The sequence below is a fragment of the Streptomyces nodosus genome (assembly GCF_008704995.1).
Taxonomy (GTDB): Bacteria; Actinomycetota; Actinomycetes; order Streptomycetales; family Streptomycetaceae; genus Streptomyces; species Streptomyces nodosus.
Genome location: NZ_CP023747.1, coordinates 3205289 through 3218830 on the forward strand (window position 1 = coordinate 3205289; position 13542 = coordinate 3218830).

Consider the following 13542-nt stretch of genomic DNA (forward strand, 5'->3'; position numbering starts at 1 on the left):
AGGATTCGGCGTTGCGACCGTCGGGGCCCGCGGTGGCGAGCGGACATGACCGTAAGCAGCCGATCCGCCGATTTCCAAAGACGATCAGGGCCTTTGAGACCCATCTCTCACCCTCGCCAAAACGGACATCGATGAAGGAAACGGGGCACTAAGTGCCCCCGTCCGGGACTCAGTTCAGTGCTGGTCCGCCGACTGTCCATCGTCGACCGCAAGGTTCTGACCGGGGACGATGTGGTCGGGGTCGGTGCCGACCGTCTGCTTGTTCCCGTCGTACAGCGCGGACCATCCGCCCTTGACGCCGAGCGAGTGGGCGATGCCCGCCAGGCTGTCCCCGGCGCGGACGATGTAGGTGCCGGCCTCGGCGTCGGCCCCGGCGTCCCGCGCGGTGTCGGAGCTGCGCGAGGCGTGCCGGCCCGTCGTGTCGTCGTCGCGTCCGTCCACGGCGGTCTCTTCGGCGCTGCCACCGCGGTGCCGTCCGCCGCCGGAGGCGTCGTCGACCTCCTCACCCGAAGGGGCGCCCTGCTCCTGGGATTTGCCCGACTTGTCGCCTTCGTCGGCGCTGCCGCTCTTCTGGTCGGACGGGGCGGTGGACTCCTGGGAGGCGCCGGCACCGGCGTCGCTCCCTTCGGAGTCGGCGGTCGCCTCCGACGAGGGGGACGAAGAGGGTGCCGGGGTGACCGGAGTGACCCTGTCGGGCGACTCGGACAGTCCGAAGCCCACCACGCCGGAACCGGAGGAGGGAGCGCCGGACGCGTCTCTCGCCAGACCCGTGTCGACGCCCGCGGAGCCGGAGTCCTGCTCCAGGCCGGAGACCAAGCCGCAGGAGGCCCAGGAGGAGGCGCCGCGCTCGTCGAGGATCTTCTCGGCGACGGCGATCTGCTGCGAGCGGCTCGCGCGGTCGGGGCTGGAGGCGTAGTCGAGGCCGCCGTGGGACTCCCATTCCCCCTGCGTCATCTGGAGGCCGCCGTAGCGGCCGTTGCCGGTGTCGGCGCTCCAGGCGCCGCCGCTCTCGCACTGCGCGACCTGGTCCCAGGTGGCACCGGTGGCCGCGCTCGCGCCGGTGGCGCCCAGGAGCGGGATCGCGATCGCCGATCCGGTCACCCCCGCCGCGACAAGAACGGCCGGAGCCTGACGGGGGCGACGATGACGGCCGTTCCCGGAGAGCATGCGCTTGCCTTTCGCACGACAGCAATGGTCGGCGCGGCGGTTGTGGCGACCACCGCGTTGCTGCGTGAATCTATTGGCAGTCGGTCGCTTGTCACAAGTCAATGCAGCGCAGATCACGTCGGGATCACGAAGCTGAGGAGCTGTCATGTTTTCCCGGCCGTCGGCGGGTTCACCTTTTCATCCGGTGGATTCCGGGGATTCTCTGCGACCTTTCCCCGGAACCGGTGTGAACTCCACGGGAAGCGTACGCAATCCACGCATGATCAACCCACCGCGCCAGCGCAGATCGGCCGAATCCACCGCAAGGCGGAGGTCCGGGAGACGGGTGAGGAGGGTGCCGAGCGCCGACTGTCCCTCCAGCCGGGCCAGCGGGGCGCCGAGGCAGTAGTGGATGCCGTGGCCGTATCCCAGATGCTGGTTGTCACGACGGGTGAGATCGAGCACATCGGGGTCGGCGAACCGCTCGGGGTCCCGGTCGGCGGCCGCGAGCACGACGAGCACCGGATCCCCGGCGGCGATCCGCTGCCCGCCGACGGTGAGCGGCTCGGTGGCGAAGCGCCAGGTGGCCAGTTCCACCGGGCCGTCGTAGCGCAGGAGTTCCTCGATCCCGGTTTCCAGCAGTCCGCGTTCCCCGCGGGCCAGGGAGTCCTGGAGACGGGCCCGCTGACCGGGGTGGGTGAGCAGGGCGTAGGTGCCGTTGCCGATGAGGTTGACGGTGGTCTCGAACCCGGCGAAGAGCAGGATGAAGGCCATGGCGGCGGCCTCGTTCTCGGTGAGGTGCTCGCCGTGGTCGGAGGCCCGGATGAGCCCGGAGATGAGGTCCTCGCCGGGTCCGGGCTCCTCGGACAGGGCCTGGCGCTTGCGGTGGATGAGGTCGGCGAGATAGCCGCGCATCTTCTTGACGGACCGGGCGACCCCGCCCCTCGGCCCTCCGCCGTGCCGGATCATCATCCCGGCCCAGTCGCGGAAGTCGTCCTGGTCCTCGCGCGGGACGCCGAGCAGGTCGCAGATGGCGTAGATGGGGAGCGGGAAGGCGAACTCATGGATGAGGTCGGCACTGCCCCGCCCGGCGAAGCCGTCGATCAGCCGGTCGGTCAGTTCCTGCACGCGCGGGGCGAATTCGGCGACCCGCCGGGGTGTGAAGGCCTTGGAGACGAGTCGGCGCAGCCGGGTGTGGTCCGGCGGATCGATGTTGAGCAGATGGGTCATCAGCTCGGCCTTGCGCTCACCGGGGATGCCGGTCTTGCCCTTGGCGTGTGCGGGCTCGTCATGATGCGCCGGGTTCTTGCTGAGCCGCTGGTCGGCAAGGGCCTGCTTGGCGTCGGCGTACCGGGTGACCAGCCAGGCCTCCACACCGCTGGGCAGCCGCGTCCGGTGCACGGGCGCGTGCTCGCGGAGCCAGGCGTAGGCGGGGTAGGGGTCGCTCGCGAACTCCCAGGTGAAGAGTTCGGGGGGCACGGGGGCGGTGCCGGGGGTCTGGGGCTGGCCGTTCACTCCCCGACGGTATCCGAGCGGCGCCGCCCCACGCCCCCGCGCCGGCCGGACCAGACGCCGGGCGCCACGCTCCTCGGCCCGGTGCCCGGCCGCCGCTCAGCCGGTGGGTTGCCGGCCGGTGGCCTCCGCGGTGCGGATCGCGTCCCGGTAGGCGCGTGCCGCGGCGCGCAGGGCGGCCTCCGGGTCGACTCCTTCCGCCTCCGCGTGTGCCGCCATCGCCAGGAGTTCGTAGCCGATGTCCTCGCCCTTCGGGAGCGGGACGTCCAGGCCGGCGGTGCGGACGCGGGAGGAGAGCTTGGCGGCCAGGGCGAGCCCCGGCTGGCCCAGGGGCACCCCCTCGGTCACCGAGGTGCGCTGCTTCTCCACCGCCTTGGTGCGCAGCCAGTGCTCCTTGACCTCCTCGGGCGTCGTCGCGGTCTCGTCGCCGAAGACATGCGGGTGGCGATGGATCAGCTTGGCGACGATGCCGCCCGCCACGTCGTCGATGGAGAAGGGGGTGTCCGGGTCGTCCTCGGCTATCCGGGAGTGGAAGACGACCTGGAGCAGGACGTCGCCCAGTTCCTCGCGCAGTTCTTCGCGGTCGCCCGTCTCGATCGCCTCGACCAGTTCGTACGCCTCCTCGATGCCGTACTTGGCCAGGCCCTCATGGGTCTGGCGCGAGGACCAGGGGCACTCGGCGCGGATGCGGTCCATGACCTGGACCAGATCGAGCAGGCGGGCCCCGGGCAGGTCGTACGACGCGGGGAGCAGCTCCAGCTCGGGCATCCGGACGCGGCCGGAGCCCGCCAGCCGGGCCAGTCCGTCGGTGAGGTGCGGCTCGCCCTCGCCGGTCGCCACGACGACCACCGTCCGCCCGCCCGCGCAGGCGTCGACCAGCTCCTGGGCGGTGGGGGCGGCCTCCTCCACGGCGGTGCCGGCCTCCCGCAGATAGGGCAGCTGGGGGTGGGCGCCGTCCGCGCACAGGACCCGGTCGGCCGCGCGCAGCGCCTGCCATGCGGGCCAGGACAGCAGGCCGGGCGCGACCCGGTGGCTGGTGGTGAGCAGGACGACCCGGCCGGGGGCAGGGTCAGGGGCGTCGTCGGTCCCGTACGGACCGTCCTCGCGGGGGCTGGTGGTGTTCACGATTCGAACGTAACGCACGCCGCGGAGGTGACCCGGAGATTGTCCACAGGCCCGGCAGCTCAGTCCGATGAACAGTCCGGAGCAGGGCCACGGGCCGACCCGGGAAAAGCCCGGCCCGGGGCCGGTGGAACGGGCCCTGCAGCCCCGTCCCCGCCATGCCCCCGCTACGCCGGCTGCTGCGGCTCCGCCGTGGCCTCCTGGATCCAGGGCGTCTTCCCGTCCACCCGGCTGCTCTTCTCCACGTCCCAGGCGCCGTAGCGCGGGTTGAGGTCGATATGCAGGTCCTTGGAGGCCTGGGACATCGCCTTCCAGAACGTGGTCTTGCCCTCGGTGGTGTTCATGTCGATGCCGAGCGCGACCGCCAGCTTCTGCGCCCTGACCTCCGTGCGGAGGCTGGCGTCGAGGCGTTTGGGGGCCACCCCGTACTGCATCAGCCACGCCGACTGCAGGGCCTTGGGGCCGCCGGCCTGGGCTTCCAGGCCGCTGCGCATCTCGGCGACATCGCCGCGGGAGACGCTCACCCCCGCGTCCTTGGCGGCCCGGTCCAGGACCCGGTCGAGGACCATGGTGTGAAGGGTGTCCCGGGTGAGGCTGCTGGTCCGGGAGACCGTCTGCTCGTACTGGGCCTCGTCCGGGGCGGCGGCGCGCTGGGCGACGCGCACCTCGTTCACACGGCCCTCCAGCTGGGAGACCGTGATCCGCTCGCCGCCCACGACGGCCGCGGCACCGGCATGCGGGGCGCCGCCGCACGCGGTGAGGAGGGGGGCCGCGACCAGGGCGGCGCTGAGGGCGATCGCGGTACGACGGCGGTGCAAGGTGGCCTCCCGAGGAGATTGTGCGGCGGTGCACAAAGTCTTGCGGTGATCGATAGTAGGCAGTGGCCAGGCTCTGGCCAACCCATTCGACCAACGATTCCCGTCGACTTCGGGCACCGTCGCACCCCGGGCCCGCTCAGCCGGTGATGGCCACCGGCGCGTCCCAGGCGTCGCGGTCCACGGTGGCGCCGCGACGTGCCCCCTCAATCAGACGGGACGCACGCCGACGCCACGGCCATGAAGAAGATGGAGAGGCGAGCACGGTACCCCGGGGATCGTGAATCATGGAGGGCTCCATGACCGTCGGGGCCGTGCTCGCCTCGCGGGCGGGACGGGCCTGGGTCAGTTCAACGAACGGAAGCCTTGGAGTCCCGTGCCGATAACCGTGCCCGCGCCACGGATGTCGGCGTAGGTGTACAGATCACCGTTGTTTCCGGTGGCCCACAGGCCCGGCTGGCCGTCTCCGCGCACGTCAGGGACGGCGGTGTAGAGCGGACGGTTGGCGGCTGTCCAGCTCTTGCCGACCTGGATACGGCCGGCCAGGGACCCGAGTCCCTCGCCGTTCGGGCCTAGGCCGAGTACGCATACCCGACTCCGAAGTCTCACGCGAAGGGCGGAATAAATGGAGATAAAGAGGAGCGTTACGCTCAGCAAATGGAGAAACCCTTCCGAAGAGGAAGGGATGTACGGCGAAGCGACGACGCCGCTGGGCAAAGTTGTGCTGATGCGAGCTCCGTCTTCGCGCCGAGACATAATTTCGTCAGCAGAGCGACACGAGCGTTGGAGCCTGATCCTCTCCGGTGGGCGCACTATGGAAATCGGTGACTTCGGGGCTCCCGGGGTGATCTCGCAGAAGATACTTAAGCGTGGAACTTCTGGGACATTGGACGGAGATCGCTTCAGCATCAACGTTTCTTCGTCGTTGCGTCGCGCGCGTAGGCATGTATCCATGTGCGGCCTGGGCGTCACCTTTACGCCTAAGGGGTTGGGCGTAGAGCTCCGTGAGAATAGTAAGCGGGGCGCATTGAAGCGGCCCTCGGGGGATTGGAGCGCTTCTGACGCTTCCGCAAAGGCCGTCCTTAGCATTTGCCTTTTCGAATGGGCAGAGATGACCTTCTTTCTGCGGACTCCATTCATGCGATTGCTGTAAAGCGATCGATAGCTGCTACATCGCACTCACTGCCGACTGGAAACAACGGTCGCTCCTGCTCTGGATGCTTCCCGCACTCGGCAGCGGACTCGCCCTGGGGCGCGCCAGAGGCGAGTCGATGGACGCGCTGCTATTCATGCTCGGCGGCACTGTCGCCGCCATATCGTTCCCACTGTTCTTTCCGCGCGGTAGACGCAAGGAACTCAACCGCCGAAAAGCGGCGGGCGAGAACGTTCCCGACAAGGAATACGAACCGCCACAGTGGGTGAATTGGACCACGGCGGGCGGCATCGTGGCCTGGGTCGTCTTCTCATTCATCCTCTTCAGAAGCTGACCACACCCACCTGAGCACCCGAACCGACCAGGGAACACGTACGGGGGTGCCGCACGCACAAGATGCGTGCGGCACCCCCGTTTTGGAAGGCGAGGACCAATATGTCGTCCGGCGATGAGGAAGCCCGCGAGGCCGCCCGGGTCGAGTACCACACTCCGGAACGGAAACGTGCCCTGGTCTTTTCACCACTGCTGCTCGCGTGGGGGATCGTCTCCCTGGTGCGCGTGCGTCTCGGTCACATTTCCGGCTTCGACGCCCTGAGCCTCACCATGGGCGCCCTTGTCCCATTCATTCTCAACACAGGGATACGCGCCTGGCGCCACCCGGTGGCGGGCCGTACCGCGGCCCCCGGGACCCGCTCAGCCGGTGATGGCCACCGGCGCGTCCCAGGCGTCGCGGTCCACGGTGATCGTGTAACCGCCGCGGGTCTCCTTGCTGTTGACCATGTACTGATGGGCGCGGCTGTGGTCGGTGTACTGGGTCTTGCCCCACGGCCAGTCCGAGGTCGTGGTGTTCTTCCCGTCCCACAGCGCGTACCAGAGGTTGCCCGGCAGGTCGGTCTTGTTGGTCGCGGTGGCGACGGCCTTGGCGCTGGAGCTGGTGAAGCCGTAGTAGCCGGCCCGGTAGGTCTTGTCGCGCAGCCCCTTGGTGAAGGCCCGCACATAGGTCAGCACCGCGTCGTTGCACGCCTTGTCGGCGGTGTCGTACGGCTCCATGTCGAGGTAGATCGCGCTGCCGGCCTTCATGCCGAGCGCGGAGGCCTTGGCCACCGCGTCCTTGGCGTCGCTCGCGCCGAGCGAGGCCGCGGTCGCGGCGGTGAGCCGCTCGGGGTTGGCGCTGGTCTGGCAGGGCGGCTGGGCGCCGACGTAGAGCGGTATGAGCTTCCAGCCCTGGGCGCTGACCGACTTCACCCAGGAGGCGGTGAGGTTGGGCTGGGCGCACCCGCGGTTCTTGCCGCCGACATAGACGGCGGCGGCGCCGTAGAAGCCGGTGTTCCAGGCCTTCATCGCGGCGAGCGACGGCGCGGTGCAGGCGTCGAAGGCACGCCCGGTGAAGGTCTTCTGGGCGGGCCAGGTGGTGGCCGCCATGGAGGTCTGGGCGGCGATCCCGGCCCCCGCGACCACGGCGACCCCGGTGACCCCCCAGACGATGTATCTGCGCTTCTTGGACTGTCGATGGCCCGACATGAATTACCCCACCCCTGATCGTGCGATCTTCGTATGTGAACTTCGTATGGGACGCAAGCGCAGGAAACCTATGGGACGGCGTCTCTGCGGCCGGAAAACGAACCCCCTCGGACCGCACAAGTTTCCCTCAAGTCACCGCAAACCCGAGCGCCCCGCCCTGGTGCCGGGCAGGCGTCTCAGACGTGCACCTGCCCCAGCCACTGCAGGGTCCGGCGGATGTCCGCGGCCAGCGGATGACCGGGCCCGCGCAGGCGTTCCACATCGTGCAGGAGCCGCACCAGGGTGTCCTGGGCGGCCGGACGGTCGCCCAGGGCGAGCAGCAGATGGCCGATGCGGCGCCGGACCTCTAGGGCGATCTCCGGATCCCCCGACACATATTGGTTCTCGTAGTACGGCAGCAGGGCCCGGTACTCCGCGAGTGCCGCCGCCGGTTCCCCGAGCTGCTCCAGACACTGGGCGGCATCGTAGCGGAACCGCAGGGACTGGGGATCGGCCTGGCCCGACTCGGTGGCGCGTTCGTCGGCGAGGCGGCGGAGTTCGGGCAGGGCTCTGCGGTACTGGCCGTCGTCCATGAGGGTGGCCGCGTACTGCTTGCGCAGCGTGCGGACGACCGGTGAGTGCTCGCCGTGCTGGGCGGCGGCGGCCGGAAGGATGGCGCCCAGGATGTCCACGGCCTGGGTGACACGGCCCTCCCCAAGCAGCCGTTTGACCTCGTCCACGGCCGCCGCGACATCGGGTCTCCCGACCGCCGTGGCCGGCTGCGGACGGGGGGCCGGGACGCGGGCCCGGTCCGGCCACGGGGCGTGCGGACGGAGGAAGGGGCGGGTGGGGTCTAGGGGGGCGCCGGTGGGCATACCGCGCCCAGGGAGGAGCGGGAGCAGCTGCTCGTAGGTCTCCTGGGCCGAGGCCGGACGATGCTGCGGGTCCTTGGCGAGCAGGCGCAGCACGAGCGCTTCGAGCGCCTCGGGCACCTCGGGGCGCAGTTGGCGTACCGGGACGGGCGGCTCGTAGAGGTGGCGGTGCAGCACGCCGAGGGCGGTGGTTCCGGTGAAAGGCACCTGCCCGCTGAGGAGTTCGTGCAGCAGCACCCCGAGGGCGTAGAGGTCGGTGTACGGGCCGACCGCGCCGCCCATGGCCTGCTCGGGCGCCATATAGGCGGGTGAGCCGATGGGGGAGCCGGTGTGGGTGAGGCGGGTGGTGTCCGTGTCCATCACCGAGGCCACACCGAGGTCGAGGACGGTGACCGTGCCGTCCTGTTTGACCATCACATTCCGGGGCTTGAGGTCCCGGTGCACGATCGGCACGGCGTGCACGGCCGACAGCACGGCGCACAGCTGCGCGGCGACGGCCACCGACCACTGCCAGGGATAGGGGTCGTGCTCGGCGAGGTGGTCGGCGAGGTCGGCCCCGTCGACGTACTGCATCACGAGGAACAGCTCCTCGCCCTCGCTGCCCGCGTCGTGCACCGTGACCAGCCCGGGGTGGTCGACCCGCGCGGTCACCCGGCACTCCCGCACGAAGCGGCGGCGCAGTTCGTCGGCCTCCTGGCCGGCCACCTTGTCCGGGCGCAGCAGCTTGACGGCCACCCGCCGGTCCAGGCGCTGGTCGTACCCCGTCCACACCTGGCCCATGCCGCCCTGGCCGATGATCGTGGACAGTTCGTAGCGTCCGGCGACCATGCGTCCGGTCGCCATGGTCACCGGCCGTCCTCATGCTTGCGGAGGTAGTCGCTGAGCTCGTCGAGTTCGGCCCGGACCTGGTCGATGCGCGCGGGGGCGGGATGCGGCGGCTGCGGGGGCGGCGGGACCGGGTTGTACGGGGCCGGCGGCACCGGCGTGGAATGGGTGACGGCGTACGGCTGCGCGGGCGGGTAGCCGTAGCCCGGCTGCGGCGGCGCGGGGGCCGGATAGCTCGGCGGCGCATAGGCCGTGGCCTGCGACGGCGTCGGACCGGCGGGCGGTGCGGCGCGGTGCTGGGTTATGTCGACGACCAGGAAGTAGACCGTGCTGTACGCGGCGAGCAGCAGGAGCCCGCACAGCGCGATGTCGCTCCAGAGGTCGTCCTCCGGGAGCTCGCCGACGGCGGCGAGACAGGCGATGGACAGCGGCAGGCTGACCGCGGCCATTACCCAGTCCCTCGCCTTTCCGCGCAGCATGGCCACCCGGCACAGCGGGAGGCAGGCGAGCATTCCGCAGCTGAGGATGCCGACGGCGGCGATCAGTACGCGCAGGAAGATGACCGTGCCCGAAGTGCGGGTGGGCGGCTGCGCGCCGTGGCCGTACATGGCTGCTCCTGGACCGTGGTGAGGACGGACGAAGGTCGAAGTCCGAGCGTATAGCCCTCCTCGGACACATGGTCACGGGTTGCGCGGAACCGTTGTGTCCCCGGTCGAACGGTGCGGGCGGGGCGCTGTCGCGGGTGCGGTGCGCGACAGCGCCCGGGCCGGTCAGTCCGGTGCGACCGTGCCGTCCGTCAGTCCGTCGTACAGGCCGCGGACGAGCTGTTCCCCGAGGCGGCCGGCGAGGCGCAGCGCCTCCTCGAACGAGGCGAGCGCCCGGAAGCGTTCGCCGTAGCGGCGTTGCCGGTCCAGGGGGAGCCGGGGCAGTTGGAGGCGGCGCACATCGAGCCGGGTCGCGGTGGAGGCGTAGCTGCTGGCCTGGCGGTTGTTGGCGGTGCCGCGCAGGAAGCCGGCGAGGAACCAGGGGTCGAGCGCGGCCGGGTCGGGGCGCAGCAGGGTGAGGTTGCGCCCCAGGGCGGCTCCGGCGGTCGCCCGGTCGATCACCCGTGCGACGGCACCGCCGCCGAGGACGGGCACGACCACGTCGCCCTCCTCCACGAGCACCGGTTCCTCCCCGACCGCGGGCAGCGTCCCGGACGGCGGGGAGCCGGCCAGGACGTCATGGTCGGTGAGCACCCGCGCGGACGGGCCGTTCCCTCCGGTACGCATCACCAGGGCACCCCCGCGGGCGAGTTCGCCGACGGTGGTGAGCGACCAGCGGGCCGGCTCGGCGGTGCCGAGAGGGGCGCCACCGGACGAGGGCGCGGGGAAGGGCGGGGAGAGCTCGGCGGTGCGGCGGAGGGTCTCGCCGAGGCGGGCGCTGAGGGCCGTGAGCTCCTCGGCGCCGCCGCCCGCCGCGGGCGGCGGGAGATGACGGGCTGGGGCCAGATCCACATCGTCGTCGAGCAGTTCGATGACGGGTACGGAGCGGCTCACGCCCGGCACCTCCGGGGTGCTGCCGCCGCGCGCGAACGGGCGCCAGGCGTCGAGGACCGCGGTGCGCACGGACGCCCAGTCCGGGCCGCCCCGGGCCTCGGCGACGGCCGCGCCGCCGTCCGCGACCAGCAGCTCCGGGTGCGCGGGCGCCCGTTCGGGGCGGCGCAGCACCCACAGATGCAGGGGGATGTTGTACGGGGGTGCCGCGCCGGCCGGCAGGGCGATCACGGCGCGCAGGGCGCCGCGGCGCAGCAGATCGGCCCGGATGCGGCGGCCGGAGCGCCGGGAAGCGGCGGCGGGCGGCATCAGCAGGACGGCCGTGCCGCCGTCCCTGAGGCGGGCCAGCGCATGCTGCACCCAGGCGAGTTCGGATTCCGTGCGGGCCGGGAAGCCGTACTCCCAGCGGGGGTCGTAGGCGAGTTCGTCATGACCCCAGTTGCGTTCGTTGAACGGCGGGTGGCACAGCACCACATCGGCCCTGAGGGTGTCGAACGCGTCCGCCCTGAGGCTGTCCCCGGCTGCGGTGCGCACGGCCGCCCCGGTGTGCAGGGCGAGGCGCAGCGCGGTGAGGGCGGCCAGTCCGGGGTCACTGTCCTGGCCGTGCAGCCGCTGGTCGGGGACGGGGGCGGCGGCGCGCAGCAGGGCGCCGGTGCCGCAGGCCGGGTCGAGGACGGTGCGGGCGGGTCCCGCGAGGTCGGCCATCAGGGCCGCGGGACCGCCCGGGGTGAGCGTGTACTGGCGGGGGTTGGCGTCGAGGTGCCGGCCGAGGAGGAACTCGTACGCCCCCGGGGCGCCGAGTTCGGCGGCGAGTTCGGCGACGCCGCGCAGCAGCGGGGCCGATGCCCGGAGCCGTTCGGCGTCCGGGACGGGCACGACGGGCGCGCCGAATCGGACCGCGAGCACCTGTTCGAGGGCGGTGGGCAGCAGTTCGACGAGGTGCGCGTCGGATCCGTCGCTCGCCTCCTTCCAGGCGCCGGGCCGGTCATGCACGAGCACCAGGACACAGCCCGCCTGGACGAGCGCCGTCAGGGGCCCCTCCGGATGGCCGGCCAGCTGCTGCCACACCCGCTCCCGCAGCGGCACCTCGGCGAGCTTGCCCTGGCGGCGCAGCCAGTCCTCCACCTCGGTGAGCGCGAAGGAGGGGCTGGTCTCGGTGCCGCCGACCGGCCGGGGGAAGTCGGGGTGGCGGCGGCGCCAGTTGCTGACGGCGGCCCGGCCGACCCCCGCGAGCCGGGCGATACCGGCGGCGGTCACCTCTGTCCCGTTGTCCTCCACCCACCGGCTCCCCTCTGCCCCGTGCGGCCCTTGACGGTGCGGCGTCGTCCCGGTTCCCCGCACACGCTCCGCACCTTCCGTGTGGCATCGAGCATACCGATGCACGCAATATCTCCCCCTTCACGCGTGTGCATAGGACTTGAGACGTGAATCGTGTTGACTCGGTTCACAAGCTCTGGTCTTATTAACCCATCGAACGAGCGATCCGTCGGGACAGCGGCGGATCGCGGGGGGAGGGGACTGTCATGGGCATCAAGGGCAAGATCGCGCTGGGTGCGGTGGTCGGGGTCGTCGTGATCGGGGCGGTGTCCACCGCGGGGGGCGGCGACGGCAAGGACGGCAGGACCGACACGGCCGACAAGGGCTCCGCGCCCTCCGGACAGCACTCCGGACCGGGGTCCGGCGACAAGGGCGGGGCCGGCGCCAAGGACAAGGAAGGCAAGGCCCCGGCGTTCGACGGCGACGGCAGCTATGTGGTCGGCAAGGACATCCAGCCCGGCACCTACAAGACGACCGGCAACTCCGACGGCTGCTACTGGGAGCGCGCCAAGGACGCCTCGGGCGAGTTCGAGTCGATCCTCGCCAACGACAATGTCACCGGCACCAGTTATGTGACCGTCAAGGCCAGCGACAAGCTCTTCAAGACGAACGACTGCAAGGGCTGGGAGACCGTCGAGGGGAAGCCGTCCGGGGCGCCCGACACCCGGAAGATCGGCGGCGACGCGGGGATGCTCCGGGTCGGCGTCGACATCGCCCCCGGCACCTACAAGTCCGCCGGCAACAAGGACGACGGGTGCTACTGGGAACGCACCAAGGACGCCCTGCACTCCCTGGAGTCCATCGCGGCCAACGACAACGTCACCGGGACCGCCGTCGTCACGGTCGCCGCCGGTGACGCCTACTTCAAGACCACGGGCTGCAAGGACTGGACGAAGTCCTCCTGACGCCCGCCGGGTCCCGGCCGGGGCGGCTCACCGCGCCGCCCCGCCCCGGCACCCTCTCATCGCATCGCGTGTCACATCACCCTCAAGGAACTCCCATGCGTCGCACCGCATTTGCCGCCCTCTGCCTCGCCGCCGCGGCCACGGCCGGACTCACCGGCTGTGCCGACAAGAAGCCCGAGGGGCCGTTCGCCGGGCTCTCCGGAAGCGAGATCGCCGAACGCGCCATGAAGGCCACCACCGGCGCACCGTCGCTGCGCATGAAGGGGGACGTCCAGGACGACGACACCGGCGGCACGATCCAGATCGACATGGCCCTGGACAAGAAGGGCCAGTGCGCCGGAACCATCAGCATGGGCGGAACCGGCAAGGCCGAGCTGATCAAGACCAGCGACACCCTCTACATGAAGTACGACGAGGAGTTCCTGCGCGCGCAGGGCGAGGGCGACTCCAAGGAGGAGACCGACGCGGTGGTGTCCTTCATGGCCGGGAAGTGGACCAAGACGGCCGCCACGGGCAAGGACGCCGAGGACATGGCGGGGTTCTGCGATCTCGACACGGTACTGGCCGGGACCGACGAGGGCAGCACGGACGCCAAGCGCGGCGCGGCGACGAAGGTCGGCGGAGTTCCGGCGATCGTCCTGCACGAGAAGGACGGCAAGGAGAACTACACGGCGTATGTCGCCACCGAGGGCAAGCCCTACCTCCTGAAGGTCACCAGCGACTCCAAGAAGGACCCCGTCGCGATCACCTTCACCGACTTCGGCAAGCCGGTGCCCGTCGACGCGCCCAAGGGCAAGGTCATCGACCTGGACAAGCTGGGCGACTGATACCAGGCGGGTG

General features: G+C 71.0%; 12 protein-coding genes. 3 read left to right on the forward strand and 9 right to left on the reverse strand.

Annotated elements, in window-relative coordinates:
* Positions 1-174: 174 nt before the first annotated feature.
* The 5 genes from CP978_RS14470 to CP978_RS14490 all read right to left on the reverse strand — a co-directional run bounded on the left by CP978_RS14470 (position 175) and on the right by CP978_RS14490 (position 5204).
* Entirely contained in the window at positions 175-1167 is a 993-nt protein-coding gene (locus CP978_RS14470) for a LysM peptidoglycan-binding domain-containing protein (RefSeq protein ID WP_043440942.1), read from the reverse strand.
* Positions 1168-1344: 177 nt separating this feature from the next.
* Entirely contained in the window at positions 1345-2661 is a 1317-nt protein-coding gene (locus tag CP978_RS14475) for a cytochrome P450 family protein (RefSeq protein ID WP_052454121.1), read from the reverse strand.
* 96 nt (positions 2662-2757) lie between these two features.
* Positions 2758-3783 carry a nucleoside triphosphate pyrophosphohydrolase gene (locus CP978_RS14480; protein WP_052454122.1) on the reverse strand — a complete coding sequence of 342 codons (1026 nt, stop codon included), beginning with the start codon at positions 3781-3783 and terminating at the stop codon, positions 2758-2760.
* A gap of 164 nt (positions 3784-3947) precedes the next feature.
* On the reverse strand, positions 3948-4598 hold the full coding sequence (locus CP978_RS14485; RefSeq protein ID WP_043440946.1) for a SurA N-terminal domain-containing protein: 651 nt from the start codon (positions 4596-4598) through the stop codon (positions 3948-3950).
* Between the two features lie 342 nt (positions 4599-4940).
* Positions 4941-5204: a hypothetical protein gene (locus CP978_RS14490; protein ID WP_144401451.1), complete on the reverse strand. Its 264-nt coding sequence runs from the start codon at positions 5202-5204 to the stop codon at positions 4941-4943.
* Between the two features lie 662 nt (positions 5205-5866).
* Here CP978_RS14490 and CP978_RS14495 point away from each other — a divergent pair.
* Positions 5867-6082, forward strand: coding sequence for a hypothetical protein (locus tag CP978_RS14495; RefSeq protein ID WP_144401452.1), 216 nt, complete (start codon positions 5867-5869; stop codon positions 6080-6082).
* 359 nt (positions 6083-6441) lie between these two features.
* Here CP978_RS14495 and CP978_RS14500 read toward each other — a convergent pair whose 3' ends face one another.
* From CP978_RS14500 to CP978_RS14515, 4 genes are all read right to left on the reverse strand, one after another.
* Positions 6442-7269, reverse strand: coding sequence for a glycoside hydrolase domain-containing protein (locus CP978_RS14500; protein WP_043440950.1), 828 nt, complete (start codon positions 7267-7269; stop codon positions 6442-6444).
* 176 nt (positions 7270-7445) lie between these two features.
* Complete coding sequence (locus tag CP978_RS14505; protein ID WP_174498723.1) at positions 7446-8948, reverse strand: serine/threonine-protein kinase; 1503 nt, start codon at positions 8946-8948, stop codon at positions 7446-7448.
* Between the two features lie 17 nt (positions 8949-8965).
* On the reverse strand, positions 8966-9553 hold the full coding sequence (locus tag CP978_RS14510) for a hypothetical protein (RefSeq protein ID WP_043440955.1): 588 nt from the start codon (positions 9551-9553) through the stop codon (positions 8966-8968).
* Between the two features lie 162 nt (positions 9554-9715).
* Positions 9716-11758, reverse strand: coding sequence for an N-6 DNA methylase (locus tag CP978_RS14515; protein WP_150478223.1), 2043 nt, complete (start codon positions 11756-11758; stop codon positions 9716-9718).
* Positions 11759-12003: 245 nt separating this feature from the next.
* On the opposite strand from CP978_RS14515, the gene CP978_RS14520 reads away from it, so the two are divergent.
* Together CP978_RS14520 and CP978_RS14525 are read left to right on the forward strand one after the other, a co-directional pair.
* Positions 12004-12702 (forward strand): Rv1352/Rv1906c domain-containing protein, encoded by a 699-nt coding sequence (locus tag CP978_RS14520; protein WP_043440959.1) that lies wholly within the window; start codon positions 12004-12006, stop codon positions 12700-12702.
* Between the two features lie 95 nt (positions 12703-12797).
* Positions 12798-13529: a hypothetical protein gene (locus CP978_RS14525; RefSeq protein ID WP_043440963.1), complete on the forward strand. Its 732-nt coding sequence runs from the start codon at positions 12798-12800 to the stop codon at positions 13527-13529.
* Positions 13530-13542 lie beyond the last annotated feature (13 nt).